Source organism: Pseudoalteromonas sp. SIMBA_162 (assembly GCF_046535955.1).
Taxonomy (GTDB): Bacteria; Pseudomonadota; Gammaproteobacteria; order Enterobacterales; family Alteromonadaceae; genus Pseudoalteromonas; species Pseudoalteromonas marina.
Genome location: NZ_JAWJBQ010000022.1, coordinates 23,414 through 41,516 on the forward strand (window position 1 = coordinate 23,414; position 18,103 = coordinate 41,516).

Genomic DNA, 18,103 nt, shown 5'->3' on the forward strand with positions numbered 1-18,103 from the left:
TACTAAAAGCTTAATTCGTACCAAAGCACTATCGAATTTTGGCAAATCGGTTTTTTCACAATAATTCAGTAACTTAAAAGAGTTTATAAACGGTTAAAGTTTCTTAATAAGCAATATAAAAATAAAGAGAAAACCCAAAATGGCGCATCAGCATTTATCAAACGCACCACAAAAGAGCAAAGTGGATACTCACGACATTGATGAGCAAGCAAGTAACCTCGTCAATTGGCAACAAAAGTATGATCAAGTCAGTGAGGGTGGCTTTTTTGGTTGTATTGAAGGCGTTGCTCATTCTAATATTCACGTATTTGAAGAGTACACAGAGCGTGCGCTTCGCCAGCAATGTGTTATTGCCGACGACTCTATTTGGTTGGGGATCCCTAAAACATCGTGCGAGAGTAAAATTAATGGCTTAGATGTTCTAAGTAACCAATTTATGTGCCGCAGTAGTCACAGCGATTTTGAATTAATAACACCTGAAAAGTTTAATATTTATGGGGTAGTCATTAACTGGCAATCAATTGAATGCATGGCGCAACTGCAAGGTATTAATTTACAAAACATGAATGCATTTGGCGCAGAGCGACTCACAGTAAATAACCCAACTCTTAACAGAGCGCGCAGTATTATTAACAGCATGGTTAATCATGATGCCCATGGCTTAAACGCCAATTTACAACAAGAAATGCTTTACATGCTTGCGCTAAATTTATTAAAAACTGAAAGTCAGCAGCACAACATTGCGCCAAGTTATAAGCATCGCAAAGCCGTAGTAGACAAAGTAAAAGCACATATCAAAGTTGATCCACAAAGCACAGTGACTATTACACAATTATGCGAACTCACGCATGTAAGTCGGCGTACTTTACAGTATAGTTTTGAAAGTATTTTAGGTATTAACCCGCTGCGATTTTTACGCTTAACACGTTTAAATAATGTAAGGCGTGAACTTAAAGTAGTTGGGCAAACTAAGCCAATTTCTGTTATTGCTGCAAACTGGGGATTTTGGCATGCGGGGCAATTTACTAAAGATTACACTCAGTTGTTTGGTGAGAACCCATCACAAACCATCGCAAATACTTTAAAGGAAGGTCGCTAAAGTTATGATCGGGTAAATTATCTTGTAGACGCGCAGCTTGCTGGTGTGACGAGCGATAGCGCGTAAATAAAGCCCATTATTCACAAAGAGGTTTAGAAACGCTTCGCTTTTAGAGAAAAAAATAGCATCTTGCGCGAGCAAGCTTAGCGCCTACAGCTTTTGCTCCTCATTTACTTCTCTTTGTGCATTTTTAATAAAGATCAATAAATTACAAAGAGGTTTGAGATGCTTCGCTTTTAGAGAAATAAATAGCATCTTGCGCGAGCAAGCTTAGCGCCTACAGCTTTCACTTCTCATTTACTCCTCATTCCCTTCTCTTTGTGCATTTTTAATAAAGATCAATAAATTACAAAAAGGTTGAGACGTGCTTTGTTCGGGCTAGAGCTCATACAGCAAATGCACTTCTTATTGCGTTAAATTTACATATCGTAGGCGCCTCAAAGCACCATATTATAGATAAAGACAACACACTTACCCGCATGCTGCGGCAAAAGTAGGTAGTTAAAAGTCTTATTTGATCGGTGCTATTTAAGCCGCGATTAAATAAGACTCTCGTCCTACGTGTTTGTTATTGCGTTTAAACGAGCCTTTGCCTTTTTTAGCTTTTACCACTTGAGGTTTAAACACTTTAGAGGTTACTAAAGCCGCCAGCGCATTATGATTAATAACACCTCGGCCGGTGTCTACCGCACTATTATTTGCGGCTTTGCTTTTCGATTTTTTAGCCATTTTATTTCCTAACTATTTATAACAATAAGAACCTTAAGAAGTGGCGATTGTATGCCTAATTTTCAAGCTTGCAAGTGTTTTTATCATTACACAACGCTCTTTTTTCATAATAAATAAACATAAAAAAGCGCAGTAAATAACTGCGCTTAGTAACAGGTTTAGCTCAAGTAATTAAAATTCAAAGCTTACTTTTGCATAATATGTACGCCCGTCAAAGCCATAAGGCAATGCACGTACAGGGTATTTAAACGCACCATTGGTAATAAAGTTAAGTACTTCGTCATCACCTAACTCATCGGGTGTTTCATCAAATACGTTGTCGGCACCAACAGAAAGCGTAAACATCTCATTAATGTCATAACTTACGTTTACATCAACCAACACTGCTGATTCAACTGTACTTGTTGGTTTAAACGACCCCGTTGGAGAAAGCTCTCCCGGTAATGAAATATGGTCGTTACCAAAGTATTTTACATCGGTTTCGCCAAAGTAATTAAAACGAAGTGTTGAAGTATATGCGTCGCGCGCATAATCAAATGTCAGCGTGGCACGCTCACTTGGCTGTCCATCAGTAAAAAAGCTACGTTGTAAGTCATCAAAGGCAACCGCTTCTGGAATACCTTCTTCTGCATTTACGTTATCAATTTTAGTGTCGTTCAAATTACCAGCAAAAGTAACACCCAAATTAGCCCCGTCGATCTCAGTACGGTATGAAGCAATAATATCAACACCTTGTGTAGTAGAATCAACGGAGTTTGAGAAGTAATTAGCCTGTACTGCGCCTGTAGCTTGAAGCGCAGCAAGCGCATCTGGGCTAAACGATACGTCGTCAGCCGATAACAAACTTCCTAACGTTATGCGGTCTTTAATTTCCACACGGTAAAAGTCAACTGTAAGTGAAAGCTCGCTGCTTACATCGTAAACAAATCCCGCGCTGTAGTTAGTTGAAGTCTCAAGCTCTAAAGTATCAACCCCTAACGCACTTGGAAATGCCGTGCCTGTGTTAGCAGTAAACGACTGAGTTAACGAGCCATCCGATCCTAGGTTGGTTGTAAAAGCTGTATAACCGCTTTGCTGAAGCGAAGGCGCTCTAAAGCCAGTTGATACCGCACCACGAACAGCAAAGTCATCATTAAACTCGTAACGTGTCGCTAGTTTACCAATTAAATCGTCACCCGCATCTGAAAAGTCTTCATAGCGAAGTGCACCACTAACGTTCCATGCATCTGTGATCATCGTTTCTACATCTACAAATATCGCGTAGCTATTTCGATCACTTTTATTTGCCGCTTCTGGGCGAAGGCCGTTATACGCCTGAAATCCACACTGCGCAAATTGATTTTCGTCATTGACTGACGGATAAGAAGTATCAGTATTAGCTAAACCACAAGCATACGACGCTTGGCTGCCTGGTACTATTTCGTAATTTTCTTTACGGTATTCTGCGCCAATAGTTACGTATAGTGGTTCACTGCGACCAATATCTACAATGCCGTTAAAATCGGCATTAAATGTAGTTTGATCAAATCTAAATCCACCTGAATAGCCACCGGTTGGGCCTGCATTAGCTGCAATATCAGCATCGCTTGCATCAGGGTTATTAAATAAGTACTCGGCAGCGTAAGACGCATTTAAGGTATTACGCGAGGTAAAATCGTATTGGTTTTCACCATATACAGCCGACACATCGTAAGTCCAATCTGGGTTTATATCCCCTTTAAACCCTATTGCAAACGAAAGATCTTGTGCTTCATTGTATATACGCGGTAAAAAACCATCACTGTATACTTGAGTCACGTTTTTAGACGCTTCGTTAAAGTTACGATAAAAACCATTACCTAACGCGCTTCGCTCTGAGAACCCACCAAACGAGTAAAGCTCGCTATCGCCAACAGGCAGTGCCATATTGTAAAACAGCGATGTAAATTCGCTATCAGCGTTACCCTGTCCCCAGCGAACATCCTCTGAAAGCATTCCGGGTTCTACATTTAACGAACCACCCGTATCGCGTTCTGCACGGTTAGTCCCGTCAGCATCTCGGTATTCTAGTGATAAATTAATAAAACCACCTTCGTTACCTAACTCAAAACCACGGTTTAAACCTGCAGTAACTGTGTCGCCGTCGCCTTCGCTTGTGCCGCCATACTGAACAAAGCCCGTTGTTACACCTGTTGAATTATTAAGTGATAAGTTGATTACACCCGCTATTGCATCGGAGCCATATTTTGCCGCTGCGCCATCACGAAGTACTTCAACGCCTTTAAGCGCAGTTAACGGAATTGCGTTCATATCGGTACCGGCAGCACCAGCACCAACCGTCCCATTAAGACCAAAAATAGATTGATTATGACGGCGTTTACCATTGACCAATACCAGCGTTTGATCGGGTTGTAAACCACGAAGTGTAGCAGGTCTAAATAAGTCAGAACCATCTGACACCTGCGTACGCGAAAAGTTAAATGACGGTGCTGTAGCTTGTAGGCTTTGGCCAAGCTCAGTGTAACCGCCTTTATTTAAATCATCTGAGTCTATTAAATCTATTGGTGAAGATGACTCTGTTGAGGTGCGATTAGACACCCGAGAGCCTAATACAGATATTTGTTCAATATTTTTAGCAGCTTGAACGGGGGCTTCTTGCGCGATAACAACGCCTGGTGCGCATACTGCAAATGCAACTGCCGCTGCAAGTGTATTTAAACGATATGTTGACATAGTGACGACCCTGTTTATGTGTGTTCTTATAGTTTATTTGGCGATTTAGCATCGCCAATGAGGAACATCCTAGCAACATTAGCAAATAAAAAGAAATGAAAAATTTTAAATTAAAGGCCTAAGTATGCAAATAAAGTTCAACTTAAGAAAAAAACACACCAAAAAGGCTAAAATTAATGCAAACAAGGAATTAAACTTACAAAATAAATACTTAACACATTATTTACATTGAGTATTTATTTATTAACTTATTCTTTCAAGGGGAGTGAGCATAAAATGGACGTACCTGTCTCTATTATGCTGTTAACTTGTATCTTTCCTGCGTGTTCTTGCACTATTGAGTGCACAAGAGTTAGCCCCATCCCACTATTTTTTCCTACTTCTTTGGTCGTGAAAAAAGGGTCAAACATCTGTTCTTGTACATGGTTTGTCATGCCACAACCGTTATCTTTTATCTCAATACAAATAAAGCTATTTTGTTCAAAAACACGCACTTCAACAATGCACCCTTTGGTGTCATTATGCTCACAGGCTTCTCGGGCATTAATGAGTAAATTAACAAAAAGCTGATTAATTGAAGCTAAATTACAATAAATAGGCGGTACATTTTCAAAATCGGTTTTTATAGCGCACAGCGATAGCTGACTTTCAAGAAGCTTAAGCATATTTACAGCAACATCGACTATGTTGACGAGCTGAACTGCATGACATTCATTAGATTCAGAAAAATTAAGTAAATTTTGAACGCAATAGTTAACCTGCCTTAAGGTGCTCGCGCTGTCTTTTATTTTGGTCGACAAGTCATTGCCAATCCAAGCAAATGGGTGTTGTAAATTAAGTAAGTCGAGCTCGTGTTTAAACTGGCTTTCTTTGAGTTCACCGTTTAAGTATTGCTCGCTGATATTTAGTAATGTGGAGATTATTGGGCTGCTATGGCTAAGGTTATCTATCGTATTAATTGCTTGTGACAATGGGGTGCTTATTTCCGAAGCCGCATCAACACTTAGCGTACCCAATGTTGCCATTTTAGTACTTTGGACAAGCATTTTTTTATACCGTGCTAATTCGGACTCTTTTTCACTTAGTTGCTTTTGTAACGACTTAAGGTTTTTTTCATCGTTTAAACATACACTTTCTAAATGACTCTCTACTTCATTCATGCCAGTATCCCTGTAGCTTGTATAACTAATATTTAGTTGCCAAACTGAAAATACGCAACCAGATCTCCTTTTTGTTCTGTAAATAAATGTGTAAATTGACAATAAACAGGCAGGTTAAGCTTAAAACACTTCCCACTCAAACGTATTTATTGCTTCACAAAAGGATGAACAAACCCCCTGTTGCTGACAACCAACAATTAGGGCCTCGTTAGACTGCTTTTGAAATAACTTTTGATGAACAATATAAAGAGTATTACTCAAATTATCAGCGGGGGTTTTTAGGTCATTAGAGTTTAAAATTAATGTGCACACCTGCGTACTCTGCCCCCATAATTTCATGATATAAGCAGATACATGAAGGTAATTTATACTTTGCTCAGGGTCAGTTAATTTGTGTTGGTCCGTCACTTCTTCAACATTTATTAATTTACCAACAAAACTCAATAGCGCCACTGAAAATAGCAAAGCCTGCTCTTTTAAGTTCATACCTATATGTTGTGCAAATTTTTTAACACAACTAGCATAATGTGTTGCAACATGTATTTGCTTTTCGTGATCGATGGCCGATATAGAAGGAGGCAAATTTTCTGCCATTAATAATGATGTACTAATTGACAATAAAATAGTCGTACCAAGGCGAGAAACGGCCTCTTCTATAGAGACTGTTTTACGTGTAAAGCCCAAATAGGCCGAGTTAGCAAGTTGCAGCAACTTAGCAACAATAACAGGCTCCTTAGAGACAAGCTCGGCTACTTCAGCTAGGTCGAACTCTCCACTATCAATAAGCGTATTGAGCTCTTGCAGCAGTGAGGGATAAACCGGAAAGCTAGACATTGCCCCCAGTTTTCTTCTCATACTTTCTGAAAACGGGAGTGCTTTTAATTCTGCCACATTGTTAAACAAAAGTATTAAATCTTCTTTATTAAATGGTTTAGCAAGGTACATATGCACAACGTTACATTGACGCATTTTTTCGGTTAACGACGGGTCCCCCGTGAGCAAAGCCCTCACTGGGTACGAATTTTCAATTAAACAGCGCTCTAACACATCTAATCCATTAACGTGCGGCATTAAGTAATCGCTTATAATTAGGTCTATTGATTTATTATTTTTAAGCACAGACCAAAATTCATTTATTTCACTCACCGTAATAACGTCAGCAGCGGGATATATTCTGTTAATAGTTCTATGTAGCGCCTTTAATATAAAAAGCTCGTCGTCAAATAAAACTACTCTCATTGTTTTCATTCATCACCGCGCACATTTGTATTTATTAAGTAATCATAAAACTCATCAGCAGGCAAAGGTCTAGAAAAATAAAAACCTTGAATATAATCACAGCCAAGTCTTTCTACCAATTTACATTCGTGAGCCGTCTCGACTCCTTCTGCAATCACCTTTAAATTAAGATCATGGGACATACGCACAATGTTTCTGATCATACTTTGCATTTCAAGGGATGAATCTAAACCACTTATCAGCTCCTTATCTAATTTTATGCCATCGATTGATAACTTTGAAAGATACGCAAGTGATGAGTAACCTATACCAAAATCATCAATTTGGACTTCAAACCCTAAGCTTCTTAATCTGGTTATTTGCAGTTGGCATTTTGTTAGATCATCCATTAAGTAGGTTTCTGTTAACTCAAACTGAATGTTTGATGCACTGAGGTTGTTCTCATTTAGAGACTCAAGCATAAAGTCTATCCATTCAGGGTCTTCTTTAATTTGCCGAGCAGAAAGGTTTATAGCGAGTTTACCTACTTCAACTTTTTGCAAGTTCCATTGCTTAAGCTGTTTAAAACTTTGTGAAATTACAAATCGACTTATAGCGATAATTTGGCCATCGCATTCAGAAATAGGTATAAATAAACCAGGAGACACCCATCCATATTTTGTTGGTTCGTACCACCTAATAAGCACTTCGGCACCACTTACTTTATGTGTTTTTAAATCTATTTTTGGCTGAAAATATAAACTAAATTCTTCGTTATCAATTGCTTTAAAAAGCAGCCTACTTAGTTCAAAGTTTTTTCGGTAATCGTTTACTAACTCTGCATCAAAGCGGGTAAAAAATCGTTGCTGTTTTTTTGCTAGGTAATTCATGTTCAGGCTAAGATGATTTATAAGTTCTTTGCCTGACAAAACATCTTCAGGAAAAATGCCGTAAACCCCATAAAGCTCTAAACTCATTCCTTTATAACGCTGGGGTATCGCATCGCTAAATAAGCTCATTGTTTTATTAAGAGCGGCAAGTAATGTGGCATCGTTACTTGCGTGAGGTACAGATAACATAAACTGGTTAGAATGCTTTTGACACATTCTCACCTTTTCACCAAAGGTATTGTGCAATACTTTTGCAAGCAAATGTGTAAACTCATAAGCGCTTTGGTAATCTAATAAATCAGCAATAAGTTCAAATTTAGCAATACCGATAAAAATAACCGTGTAGCTAGTGTTTTCACCTTCATACTCATTTAGCTGTTGATAAAAAGCAGGCTCTTTAATTAAAAAATCACCAAAGCTTTCTATTAAAAATTTGTCACTCGACTTACTAGGGTTAACCGACAGCTTAAGTAACTGACAAAAATCATCAGACCAATAACGTTCCAAAATAAACTCGTATTCTTTTTCGCTTTCTGCGCATTTACGAGCAATAAATAACATATTGGTTTTATTACTTAAAAAGGCCGTCAAATCGTCTTTATTTGGCTGTGCGTCTATATTAATTATGTAATCATCAACAAAGCTGTATAAACCTGAAAACAAAGACTGCGCAGGCGCATTAAAACGGTTTATTTTACCATTTTCGTCTATTTCAATAAGCGCGGTAACGCTACCTAAAAGTAGTTGGTCACGCTCGTGCTGAGCAATACGCTTGCAATAGAGTTGTTGCGCTTGTTGAATGGTTGTTATCAGTTCATTTTCATTCCAAGGCTTTTGTAAAAACTTAATCGCCAGTCCTTGGTTAAGAAGCTCAACCACCGAATTAAAATCAGAATGACCGCTAAGCACTATATTTATTATTTCTGGCCAGTGAATTTTAACTTCTCGAAGTAAATCAGCCCCAGTCATATTAGGCATTCGGTAGTCAGTCACAATAATAGATACGTCGCTTGTTTTTAAGTATTCAAGCGCCTCAGGGCCACTTTCGGCTACACTTACCTTAAAGCCGGCACGCTGCAATACACGCCGTAAAGAGCGCAAAACATTAACTTCATCATCAACCAAAAGGATACTAGGTTCCACTATTGGCTCCTATTGTTATTCAATCTTAAAAAAGATCAAAACAGCTAATACAACAGTACTTAAAAGGCCTGCCGTCATTAAAATGATAGGGTAACAGTAATTTACATTTAAATAACATGTAACCCTAATGCAAATATATCACTTGCTATCTACAAATCACCAACCCAATCATAAAGAATTAACATAATAAAAAATACTAATCCAATATAATTAGCTAATAATAAACAATACCAGCAACACTATTCAATCAACCTTTAGTCACAAAACACACCTCTCTTCGCGCTGTTTTTTAACTCATGAACTTTTTGGGGTATTGAAAACAAACACAAAGCGACTGCCTTCACCCACTTTACTCAGTACATCAACACTTGCTTCGTGCTCTTCAATAATGGTGTACACCTCAGACAAGCCTAAACCGGTACCTTGTCCAACCTCTTTGGTTGTATAAAAGGGGTCAAAAATTCGCTCTAAATCAGACTCAGCAATACCTGCGCCAGTGTCTTCAATAATAAGCCTTATTTTGTCTTGTTCTTGCTTACACTCAATGGTCAGTGTTCCTCCAGTGTCCATAGCTTGCAACGAATTTAAAATCACATTAAATAAGAGCTGCCTTATTTTGCCAGCTTTACCCTTTATAAAAACCGGCTCTTGGGGTAAGTCTTTTTCAACCTGAATTTTATATTTAAGCTCATTTTTAAGCACAACTAGCGTCGACTCAATCTCAGCGCATAAGTCTACTTCCATCCAGCTTTCTTCATCGCTTAATGCAAAATCTCGTAAGCTATTAACAATTTTTTTAACTCGCTCTGCGCCATCTAGCGACTCATCGAGTAGCTCCGGTAAATCTTCTAGTATAAAGTCAACACCCTGGCGTTCGTATACATCCTCAAGTAATTTAATAAAGCGATCTTCAGCCTGTTTTACAATGATTTTTTTTTGCGTCTGCGTTGTTTTTATTAGTTTTAACGCATAATCCTTAAGCGTTTCTAGGTTTGAGCTCACAAACCCTATTGGGTTATTAATTTCATGTGCAACCCCTGCGGCCAACTGACCTATAGACGCCATTTTTTCTGATTGCAGCATTTTCTTTTGCGCTACTTTTAACTCTTGATGCAGTGCCTTTAATTGTTGATGCTCGTCTTCTAGCGCATTTTTTAAATCAGATTGCTGAATAAAATAACTGGCCTCTGCGGTTACATCTGTCACAAAAATACTGACATGCGTAACCTCGGCATTTTCATTTGATAACGGCATAAATTGCACATTTTGATACATTTGCGACTCATCCCCGGTAATAGGACGAGTGCTTCGCATGGGAAATACATGGGGGCGTTGTTGCCAGTAACTAAAGCTTGGGTTTTTTAAAATAAATACACTGTCAATTTTACGTTTTAAAAAACGCGCTTGTTCTTCAAATACAGTTAATAGAGGTTGGCCAACTAAACCGGGTTGGCGAATGGTTAATCCACCTAAAAACGTAGGGTTAGCGAAAGTGATTGTCATATCCTGATTTATAATACAGGCACCAATAGGAAGTTGCTCAATGACGCGTTCAAACTCGCTTTTTTCCATCAATCCTCCAATAAGGCTTTGATTGGTATTAACAGCTGTTCTATAGACCCTTCACTTAAGCCAATGAGTATGCGCGCATCAAATTGCATTTGCTCAATAAAAAATTCAACTTCTATAATTAAAATAGACGACCACTCATTACTGTGAGCAGATTGCACCGGATAATAAAACGCAGGCATATTTAATTGCGTTAATAACTCAAGCTGACTGGTAAAGCCTTGTAGGCAAGCAGCAGATAAAATATTGGTAATTTCTAAAACAAGTTCTTCTGTTGCGGCTTCATCAAGCGGTAAGTCAAAATCCATTACTTCAGCCAACGCATTGCAACCGTCTTTATGCATACTCATTATCACTTCACCACGAATAGTGCCCGTGAACGACTGTCGTGCAAACCAGTTATTTGAAAGGCTATTAATCATTCCCTGAAAATCTTCAGGAGACATTGCTTGAATAGCAGGAATAGACAAAGACACTTTGGTTTGAATCAGTCGAGCAAGCGCATCGGCCGCTTGCCCCATAGAAATGTTCATTATTTCTTGAAGCGCATCGCGCTCGTCTTCGTTTATTTCAATCATAACAAGCCAACATCCAGCAAGGTTTCGCGTAATTGGTCGGCTTTTAAAGGCTTTTGTAAAAACCTAAAAGCGCCCATAGAGCTAACAAGCGCCTGTGCTGCAGGTTGAATATCTGCGCTAATCACTATAACAATGGTTTTTTGATGCTCTTGCTGCAGCTCTTTTAACACTTCAAAGCCATCCATTTGTGGCATTTGCAAGTCTAAAAACAGTACCTCTGCTAACCCGGCATGCACAGCATCTAGCGCTTCAACCCCATTTTTGGCTTCGTGAATTGTAATATCCCAATCTTCAGGAAGTGCGCGTTTAATTGTTTTTCTTGAAAGTGCTGAGTCATCAGCTATTGTAACCGGTATTGGCATACAGTCCTCGCTATACAATATTAGTACGTAACCTTCTGTTTTAGAGTAGAAGTAATTAGTAATTTCTGCAAAAAAAATAGCCTAAAATTCGCTTTTTATGCTGGGTTTTAATTGTTTTTTTATGCATTTTAAATTGACACTTTAATAAAGTTTGTTGCGATTAATAAAATCTGCCAATTCAGTTGTTTATAAGCCGAGGTTAGACTAAATTTAACGGTATATTAGATTTGGCTGGCTTTACTTTTATGCAAAAAACCTCTGAACTAGAAGAATTTAACAACAGACCTGCCCACATTCTATGTCTAGACGACGAAGCAAGTGTTTTAAAGTCACTTGTACGGCTGTTACGAATGAACAAATTTAATGTGGTTGTATCGACCGACGGACACGACGCACTTCAAAAAATGACAGCCACACAGTTTGATGTGGTCATAAGTGACATGCGTATGCCCAAAATGAGCGGCGCAGAGTTTTTAGCAAAAGCAAAAAAGCTAGCTCCTGACACTCAACGTATTTTGCTAACGGGCTATTCTGATCTAGAGTCAACGGTTAGTGCAGTAAACGATGGGGGTATTAACGCCTACATTCAAAAGCCTTGGCAAAACGATCACTTAATCGGTGTTATAAAATCAGCAGTTGAAAAGTTTCGCTTAAAAAAGCACAACGAACTACTTCAAGCGCATGTCAAAAAACAAAATGCGCAATTAACCGAACTGAATCAGTCGTTAGAACTCAGAGTAGAAAAGCGTACAAAGCAAATAAAACAAGTGCTCAGGCAGCTTGAAAAAGCAAATGAACGAGAAAAAAACGAGCATAAATCTACCGTAGAGCTGCTCTACAATTTTATCAATGCAAACCCTTATCTCGATGGCAACAGAGCACAAAACATTGCCAATACCTGTACGCATATAGCCTTGTATCTAAATGCATCGCAAAAAAGTATCGAACTTGCGCCAACTGCGGGTTACCTAGCACAAATAGGATTGCTAGCCATGGACCCCGATCTTTATAAAAAACCAGTGAATAAACTAACCGAAGCACAACGCAAAACCTTTTACACACACCCAAGCACCGCGCAGCTAATGCTTATGCCTGCACTGCATTTACACGATGTATCTGATGCTATTTACTATCAATATGAGCGCTATAACGGCAACGGGTTACCTAAAGGGCTTTCGGGTAACGAAATACCCATTGGCGCCATGGTTTTAAGCGTTGCACGTGATTATTGGGAAGCCTATGAACAAAGTGTGGGCGATAACGAGGCCGAACATCATCAGCACGCACTCGACACTATAAAACTTTACAGCGGTACTTTTTATCATCCAAAAATTGTGCGAGCACTTGAAGCCAGCCACAACAAAATGAAAGAGAAGAAAAGTACAGCGGGTTCGGTCACTATTTGTAATGCTCAAGAGCTTAAAGAAAATATGGTATTAGGGAACTCGATACAAAGCCACACTGGCATTATGTTACTGCCCAAAGGCCATGTGTTTAGCCGTAAATCAATTGAAAAGTTACAACAACTTGAAGCAAAAAAACCAACCCCCTTTAGAATTATGATTAAAAGCGCTAAATGATTGATCTAAAGCAGGCTTTTTTTCGTTACAATAAGCCTAAAATATACATATAACTTTGCTTGAAGGAGCACAACGTGTCGCGATTTTCTGCCGTAACCGACAATCCCCACGACGGGCGTTTTAATCAAAAAACGGGAATACTGCTTACTAACTTAGGGAGCCCAGACGCCCCAACAGCCGCGGCACTGCGTATCTACTTACGCGAGTTTTTATCTGACCCACGCATAGTAGAAATACCACGCCTTGTTTGGATGATCATATTACATGGCATTATTTTAAGAGTACGTCCAAAACGTTCAGCAAAGTTATACAAAAGTATTTGGACAGAAAACGGGTCGCCCCTCACGCACATTACGCGCCAGCAAAGTGAGAAACTCAACACATTGTTAAAGCAAAAAGGCTACACAAACACCGAAGTTGTTATGGCCATGCGTTATGGCAACCCTTCAATAGAAGCTGGCCTTGAAGAGCTAAGAGACAAAGGCCTCACGCGCATAATTATCATGCCAATGTATCCTCAGTATTCAAGCCCTACAACAGGGTCTACATTTGACGCCGTATCAAGCGTGCTACGCAAATGGCGCTGGGTGCCTGAGCTTCACTTTATAAACGGTTACCACAAAAACACCACTTATATTGAATCGTTAGCTAATAGCATAAGCGAAGATCTAGCAGCCAACGGGATGCCGCAAAAAATTGTTTTTTCGTACCACGGTATGCCAAAATTATTTTTAGACAATGGCGACCCATATCATTGCCTGTGTTTACAAACAACGCGACTTGTTGTTGAAAAGCTTGGCCTTGATAAAGACAATGTCATTAGCACTTTCCAAAGCCGATTTGGTAAAGCAGAGTGGTTAAAGCCCTACACCGATGCAACGCTAGAAAGCCTGCCAGCCGAAGGAATTAAAGATGTGGCAATTATAAGCCCCGCTTTTAGCGCAGATTGTCTTGAAACATTAGAAGAGTTAGAAGGCGAAAACCGCGAAATATTTGAAGAAGCTGGCGGCGAAAAATACCGCTACATCCCAGCTTTAAACGACAGAGACGATCACATTGAAGCCATATTTGATGTGTTAAAACCGATGTTGTAATCAACTCAATATCAAAAAGGCGTTAATATTAACGCCTTTTTTTATGCCAATAATTCACAAAAAGGTTAAGAGACGCTGCGCTTTTAGAGTTAGTGAAAAGCCCATCATTTACAATGCCATGGCTGAATTTACCTGTAGACGCGCAGCTTGCTGGCGTTTAAAAGCAACGCTTTTACATTTAGTCGATTTATTCGTAAACGTAACTAACTTAACACCGAGAAGTGACCAAACCAATATTTTTTAAACTCTGTGTAGCGCAAAGCGCCTCGGTGTGCTCTGTGGTTATATTTATTTTTAAATAACAAGAAGCTGCCGCTTCTAACGTGAGCAAGCTCTACGTCTACAAAAACAAACTAAACATTGGCTTTGCCCTGATCATTCACTCCTCTTTGTGCATTACAGTTTTATAAGCTCATTGTTTCTAAATTTACTGGTAGACGCGCAGCTTGCTGGCGTTTAAAAGCAACGCTTTTACGGGGTATAAAGTAATTAACTCACCACCGAGAAGTGAAGGCCAGGAGAAGTGACCAAACCAATATTTTTTTAACTCTGTGTAGCGCAAAGCGCCTCGGTGTGCTCTGTGGTAATATTCATTTTTAAATAACAAGAAGCTGCCGCTTCTAACGTGAGCAAGCTCTACGTCTACAAAAATAAACTAAAACACCGCTTGTCACTTTAGCTGCTCATTTACTCCTCATTCACTTCTCTTTGTGCATTACAGTTTTGAAAGCCCATTATTCACAAAAAGATTAAAAGGCGCTGCGCTTTTAAGTAACCCACCATCATTAACCCTTACGAGTGATCATTACTGTACATACGCCCGCTATAATTCCCCAAAAAGCAGATCCTACTGAAAACATCGTTAAATCAGACGCCGTAACCAAAAACGTCACTATTGCAGCCTCAGTATATTGCGAACCCGTTAACGCTTGCTGCAAACTATTTGCAATAGTGCCAAACAAAGCGATACCCGCCAGCGCCAAAATAAGTGCCTGCGGCAAACTTGCCACCAAACCGACTAAAGTTGCAGCACACAACGCCATTAAAATGTAAAACACACCGCCTGCAATACTTGCCCAATAGCGTTTATCAGGGTTTTTATCAGCCTCATCACTCATACAAATAGCCGCCGTAATTGCAGCTAAATTAATTGAATACGCTCCAAACGGCGCACAAAGCACATTAACTAGCCCCGTCACATTGAGCGATGCCGAAATAGGCGCCTTGTAATTATGCGCCTTTAACACAGCAATACCTGGCAGATTTTGAGAGGTCATTGTCACAATATATAAAGGTAAACCAATGCTTATACAGGCTTGTAAATTAAACGAAGGCGCAATATAGGTAAAGTGACTCATTTTCCACTGCAATGCGCTGGTATCTACATGGCCAAATTGCCACGCTAATAACACCCCCACAATCAGCACGCTTAGCATGGCAAAGCGCGCAAAAAAGCGCTTACCTACAAAATAAACCAATACCATTAACCCTATAACTAAGGGCATATCATTCATAAAATTAAATACATCAATACCAAAAGTAACCAGCACGCCCGCTAACATGGCACAGGCAAGTTCGCTGGGTATTCGGTTCATTATTTTTTCAAACCAACCCGTTATACCCGACAAAAAAACCAACAACGCGGCAAACATAAATGCTCCAACCGCCTCGTTTAGGTTATATCCCTGTGCGCTTGATATAAGCAAAGCAGCCCCAGTGGTCGACCATGCAATTAAAACAGGAACTTTGTAATAGTAAGATAAACCTATTGAGGTTGTTCCCATTACTAAACCTAGCATTAAAATCCAGCTCGCAACTAAATCAGGCGTCCCCCCTAGGGTGATCACAACCTGATAAATTAATGCAATGGAACTTGCAAAACCAATGATCACAGCCACTAATCCAGCGGTTGCTCGGTTAAGTAATTGATCTGAAAACGCCATATATCCCTCTTGCATTTATTTTTATGCACACAACATACGTTGCTCATTTTTACAATGCAATTAACTATTAGTGTAAGAATCGTGAATTATTTTCATTTTTATTTTAAAAAGTTTTGAGCCTTTAAATTATTGCATTTTAAAAAACAAACAAGTACCTATAAAAGCGCCACAGGCCGCATAAAGCCTACAAAAAGCAATACCTAAAATGTACTAAAAACAAGCTAACCATTACTTTACAACAACTTAAAAAATCAAAAAACAATACATTAATACTATAAAACCAAACTTGATCTAATTACTCACTTAGTATAAAACGTAACAAATAGTTAACCAAAAACACCAAAAGAGAAACAAATGAAGCGTTTAATCATTGCTGCCATTGCTACTGCGGTACTCGCATTTGCCATTTACAAAGGAATAATTGAGACCAAAAAAGCCGAGGAGCCTACTGCTCCAATAGCGATCGATTTTGTTCCTATTGATCTGCAAAAAACACGCACAACCAAAGCGCCAGCGCCTATTGATATGAGTAAAGACCCTATAAAAACCACGCCAAAAATAGAACAAACAGCTCCATTTGAAAGCTTTGACGCGGTAAACCGCTTATCAGATCGTGCCAAAGCAGTACTTACCAATGCCAAAGTACTGCCTACCGATCTTAATAACGAGGCCTACATAGAGTTTGATTTAGCCACTTTACAAGCACTAAAAACAGGCGAAAACTTTGATTTAGCTATTCCACAAACAACCGAAACTTACACCGCCGAAGTCACTAACGTTATTGAGTCAGCAAATGGTGACAAAAGCATTTTTGGAAAAGTACTCGGCGTTGACGGACGTATGCACAACACGGTACTTACCGTTGGGAAAGACGCTATATACGGCCAATTTACCGCGCCTTCTGGAAACTACGTATTTGAAAGCAAAGGCCAATACGGCTGGATAGCCGCTAAACGCGATTTATATAAAAGCCATATTGAGCACGACGTAAGTACCCCACAACCAAAAACCGATAACACTGGCGATATGTTTGCGCCTAAAACCGACGGCTAACCACTATTCCGCCCGCTTAATTAAATACTATCGCGGATTGCTATTACCTAATTTTTTATATTAAGCCCCATTAAATGGCTGCTTAAGCGTGCTCGTTATGCTTAAGCAAAATTTAATAATAACTATATTAACCACTACAAAAGTAAGGAAATACAACAATGAAGAATGTAATCATCAAAACAGCAGTAGCAGCTGCATTGTGCGCTGCAAGCACAGCTCAAGCAGAAACGATCGATATTGGTATTTTATATACCGACCAATCGGCTGCAGCAACCAGCAATATTAATACAAAAATTAACCAGCTTATTGCATTTAGTAATCAAGTTTACAGCCAAAATGGCGTAGACATTACGCTGCGTTTAGTGGGTTCGCAAAACTTAGGCGACTACGCAATTACCCCATCAGAAGATTGGCTTAATGCAGTAACAAACAGCAGCTACGTAGATAACCTGCGCACAGGCTGGAAAGCCGATATGGTAGCAGTGCTAGGTATGGGTCAAAGTGCAGGTGCTGGCTTAATTTCATGTGGTTTAGCATGGGTTGGACAAGGTACAAACGGCAACCTTTACAGCTCTATGAGCGATCGTATGTACTCAATTACAGCGATTGACTGTGGTGCAAGCACATTTGTACACGAGCTAGGCCATAACCAAGGCTTAGCGCATTCACGTAAACAAGGTGATACGTCGGGTGGTGTTTACACTGACGGCATGGGCCACGGTGTACAAAACGAGTTTGCAAGTATCATGGCGTACCCACAAGTATTTGGTAGCGCAACACAGTACGATTACTTCTCTAACCCAAATTGGAGCGTAAACGGTATTCCTTACGGTATTACTAACCAGGCATACGCAATTCGCACGGTAACGGCAACAAAAACAAGTATTGCTAACTTTAAGTAAAATAGTAAAAAGCGGGCATATGTAATGCCCGCTTACGTTATTTTGTTAGTCCCTTTGGAGCGCGTTATGCG

The 18,103-nt window shown here is 39.5% G+C and carries 14 protein-coding genes; 5 read left to right on the forward strand and 9 right to left on the reverse strand.

Annotated features, from left to right (window positions below):
* Window positions 1-139 precede the first annotated feature (139 nt).
* Window positions 140-1,099: a helix-turn-helix domain-containing protein gene (locus R0J88_RS15315; protein ID WP_410900342.1), complete on the forward strand. Its 960-nt coding sequence runs from the start codon at window positions 140-142 to the stop codon at window positions 1,097-1,099.
* Between the two features lie 528 nt (window positions 1,100-1,627).
* Here the strand turns inward: R0J88_RS15315 and arfA are convergent.
* From arfA to R0J88_RS15355, 8 genes are all read right to left on the reverse strand, one after another.
* A complete protein-coding gene (gene arfA, locus R0J88_RS15320) occupies window positions 1,628-1,828 on the reverse strand; it encodes an alternative ribosome rescue factor ArfA (protein ID WP_006793520.1) in 201 nt (66 codons plus the stop codon).
* Window positions 1,829-1,999: 171 nt separating this feature from the next.
* Window positions 2,000-4,540 (reverse strand): TonB-dependent receptor plug domain-containing protein, encoded by a 2,541-nt coding sequence (locus R0J88_RS15325; protein ID WP_410900343.1) that lies wholly within the window; start codon window positions 4,538-4,540, stop codon window positions 2,000-2,002.
* 248 nt (window positions 4,541-4,788) lie between these two features.
* Window positions 4,789-5,700: a sensor histidine kinase gene (locus tag R0J88_RS15330; protein ID WP_276755438.1), complete on the reverse strand. Its 912-nt coding sequence runs from the start codon at window positions 5,698-5,700 to the stop codon at window positions 4,789-4,791.
* A gap of 120 nt (window positions 5,701-5,820) precedes the next feature.
* A complete protein-coding gene (locus R0J88_RS15335) occupies window positions 5,821-6,948 on the reverse strand; it encodes an HDOD domain-containing protein (RefSeq protein ID WP_410900344.1) in 1,128 nt (375 codons plus the stop codon).
* Window positions 6,945-8,951, reverse strand: a complete 2,007-nt coding sequence (locus tag R0J88_RS15340; RefSeq protein WP_410900345.1) for an EAL domain-containing protein — start codon at window positions 8,949-8,951, stop codon at window positions 6,945-6,947. Before R0J88_RS15340 ends, R0J88_RS15335 begins: the two co-directional genes overlap by 4 nt.
* A gap of 294 nt (window positions 8,952-9,245) precedes the next feature.
* Window positions 9,246-10,523, reverse strand: a complete 1,278-nt coding sequence (locus R0J88_RS15345) for an ATP-binding protein (protein WP_410900346.1) — start codon at window positions 10,521-10,523, stop codon at window positions 9,246-9,248.
* Window positions 10,523-11,098: a chemotaxis protein CheX gene (locus R0J88_RS15350; protein WP_410900347.1), complete on the reverse strand. Its 576-nt coding sequence runs from the start codon at window positions 11,096-11,098 to the stop codon at window positions 10,523-10,525. Before R0J88_RS15350 ends, R0J88_RS15345 begins: the two co-directional genes overlap by 1 nt.
* Entirely contained in the window at window positions 11,095-11,460 is a 366-nt protein-coding gene (locus R0J88_RS15355) for a response regulator (RefSeq protein WP_008133194.1), read from the reverse strand. Before R0J88_RS15355 ends, R0J88_RS15350 begins: the two co-directional genes overlap by 4 nt.
* 245 nt (window positions 11,461-11,705) lie before the next feature.
* Here R0J88_RS15355 and R0J88_RS15360 point away from each other — a divergent pair, with 245 nt between their 5' ends.
* Entirely contained in the window at window positions 11,706-13,040 is a 1,335-nt protein-coding gene (locus R0J88_RS15360) for an HD domain-containing phosphohydrolase (RefSeq protein ID WP_008133193.1), read from the forward strand.
* Between the two features lie 74 nt (window positions 13,041-13,114).
* Window positions 13,115-14,134, forward strand: a complete 1,020-nt coding sequence (gene hemH / locus R0J88_RS15365; protein ID WP_006793511.1) for a ferrochelatase — start codon at window positions 13,115-13,117, stop codon at window positions 14,132-14,134.
* A 785-nt stretch (window positions 14,135-14,919) separates the two neighbouring features.
* Here the strand turns inward: hemH and R0J88_RS15370 are convergent.
* Window positions 14,920-16,077, reverse strand: coding sequence for a benzoate/H(+) symporter BenE family transporter (locus R0J88_RS15370; RefSeq protein ID WP_006793510.1), 1,158 nt, complete (start codon window positions 16,075-16,077; stop codon window positions 14,920-14,922).
* Between the two features lie 354 nt (window positions 16,078-16,431).
* Here R0J88_RS15370 and R0J88_RS15375 point away from each other — a divergent pair, with 354 nt between their 5' ends.
* Together R0J88_RS15375 and R0J88_RS15380 are read left to right on the forward strand one after the other, a co-directional pair.
* Window positions 16,432-17,130 (forward strand): hypothetical protein, encoded by a 699-nt coding sequence (locus tag R0J88_RS15375; protein ID WP_410900348.1) that lies wholly within the window; start codon window positions 16,432-16,434, stop codon window positions 17,128-17,130.
* 158 nt (window positions 17,131-17,288) lie between these two features.
* Window positions 17,289-18,032, forward strand: coding sequence for a zinc-dependent metalloprotease family protein (locus R0J88_RS15380; protein WP_006793508.1), 744 nt, complete (start codon window positions 17,289-17,291; stop codon window positions 18,030-18,032).
* Window positions 18,033-18,103: the final 71 nt, after the last annotated feature.

What these genes read in the sequence shown, in the direction of transcription:
- R0J88_RS15380 (WP_006793508.1), top strand. Translation starts at nt 17,289, where the DNA reads ATGAAGAATGTAATCATCAAAACAGCAGTAGCAGCTGCATTGTGCGCT.
- R0J88_RS15370 (WP_006793510.1), bottom strand. Translation starts at nt 16,077, where the DNA reads ATGGCGTTTTCAGATCAATTACTTAACCGAGCAACCGCTGGATTAGTG.
- R0J88_RS15315 (WP_410900342.1), top strand. Translation starts at nt 140, where the DNA reads ATGGCGCATCAGCATTTATCAAACGCACCACAAAAGAGCAAAGTGGAT.
- R0J88_RS15325 (WP_410900343.1), bottom strand. Translation starts at nt 4,540, where the DNA reads ATGTCAACATATCGTTTAAATACACTTGCAGCGGCAGTTGCATTTGCA.
- R0J88_RS15355 (WP_008133194.1), bottom strand. Translation starts at nt 11,460, where the DNA reads ATGCCAATACCGGTTACAATAGCTGATGACTCAGCACTTTCAAGAAAA.
- R0J88_RS15335 (WP_410900344.1), bottom strand. Translation starts at nt 6,948, where the DNA reads ATGAAAACAATGAGAGTAGTTTTATTTGACGACGAGCTTTTTATATTA.
- R0J88_RS15345 (WP_410900346.1), bottom strand. Translation starts at nt 10,523, where the DNA reads ATGGAAAAAAGCGAGTTTGAACGCGTCATTGAGCAACTTCCTATTGGT.
- R0J88_RS15330 (WP_276755438.1), bottom strand. Translation starts at nt 5,700, where the DNA reads ATGAATGAAGTAGAGAGTCATTTAGAAAGTGTATGTTTAAACGATGAA.
- R0J88_RS15375 (WP_410900348.1), top strand. Translation starts at nt 16,432, where the DNA reads ATGAAGCGTTTAATCATTGCTGCCATTGCTACTGCGGTACTCGCATTT.
- arfA (WP_006793520.1), bottom strand. Translation starts at nt 1,828, where the DNA reads ATGGCTAAAAAATCGAAAAGCAAAGCCGCAAATAATAGTGCGGTAGAC.
- R0J88_RS15360 (WP_008133193.1), top strand. Translation starts at nt 11,706, where the DNA reads ATGCAAAAAACCTCTGAACTAGAAGAATTTAACAACAGACCTGCCCAC.
- R0J88_RS15350 (WP_410900347.1), bottom strand. Translation starts at nt 11,098, where the DNA reads ATGATTGAAATAAACGAAGACGAGCGCGATGCGCTTCAAGAAATAATG.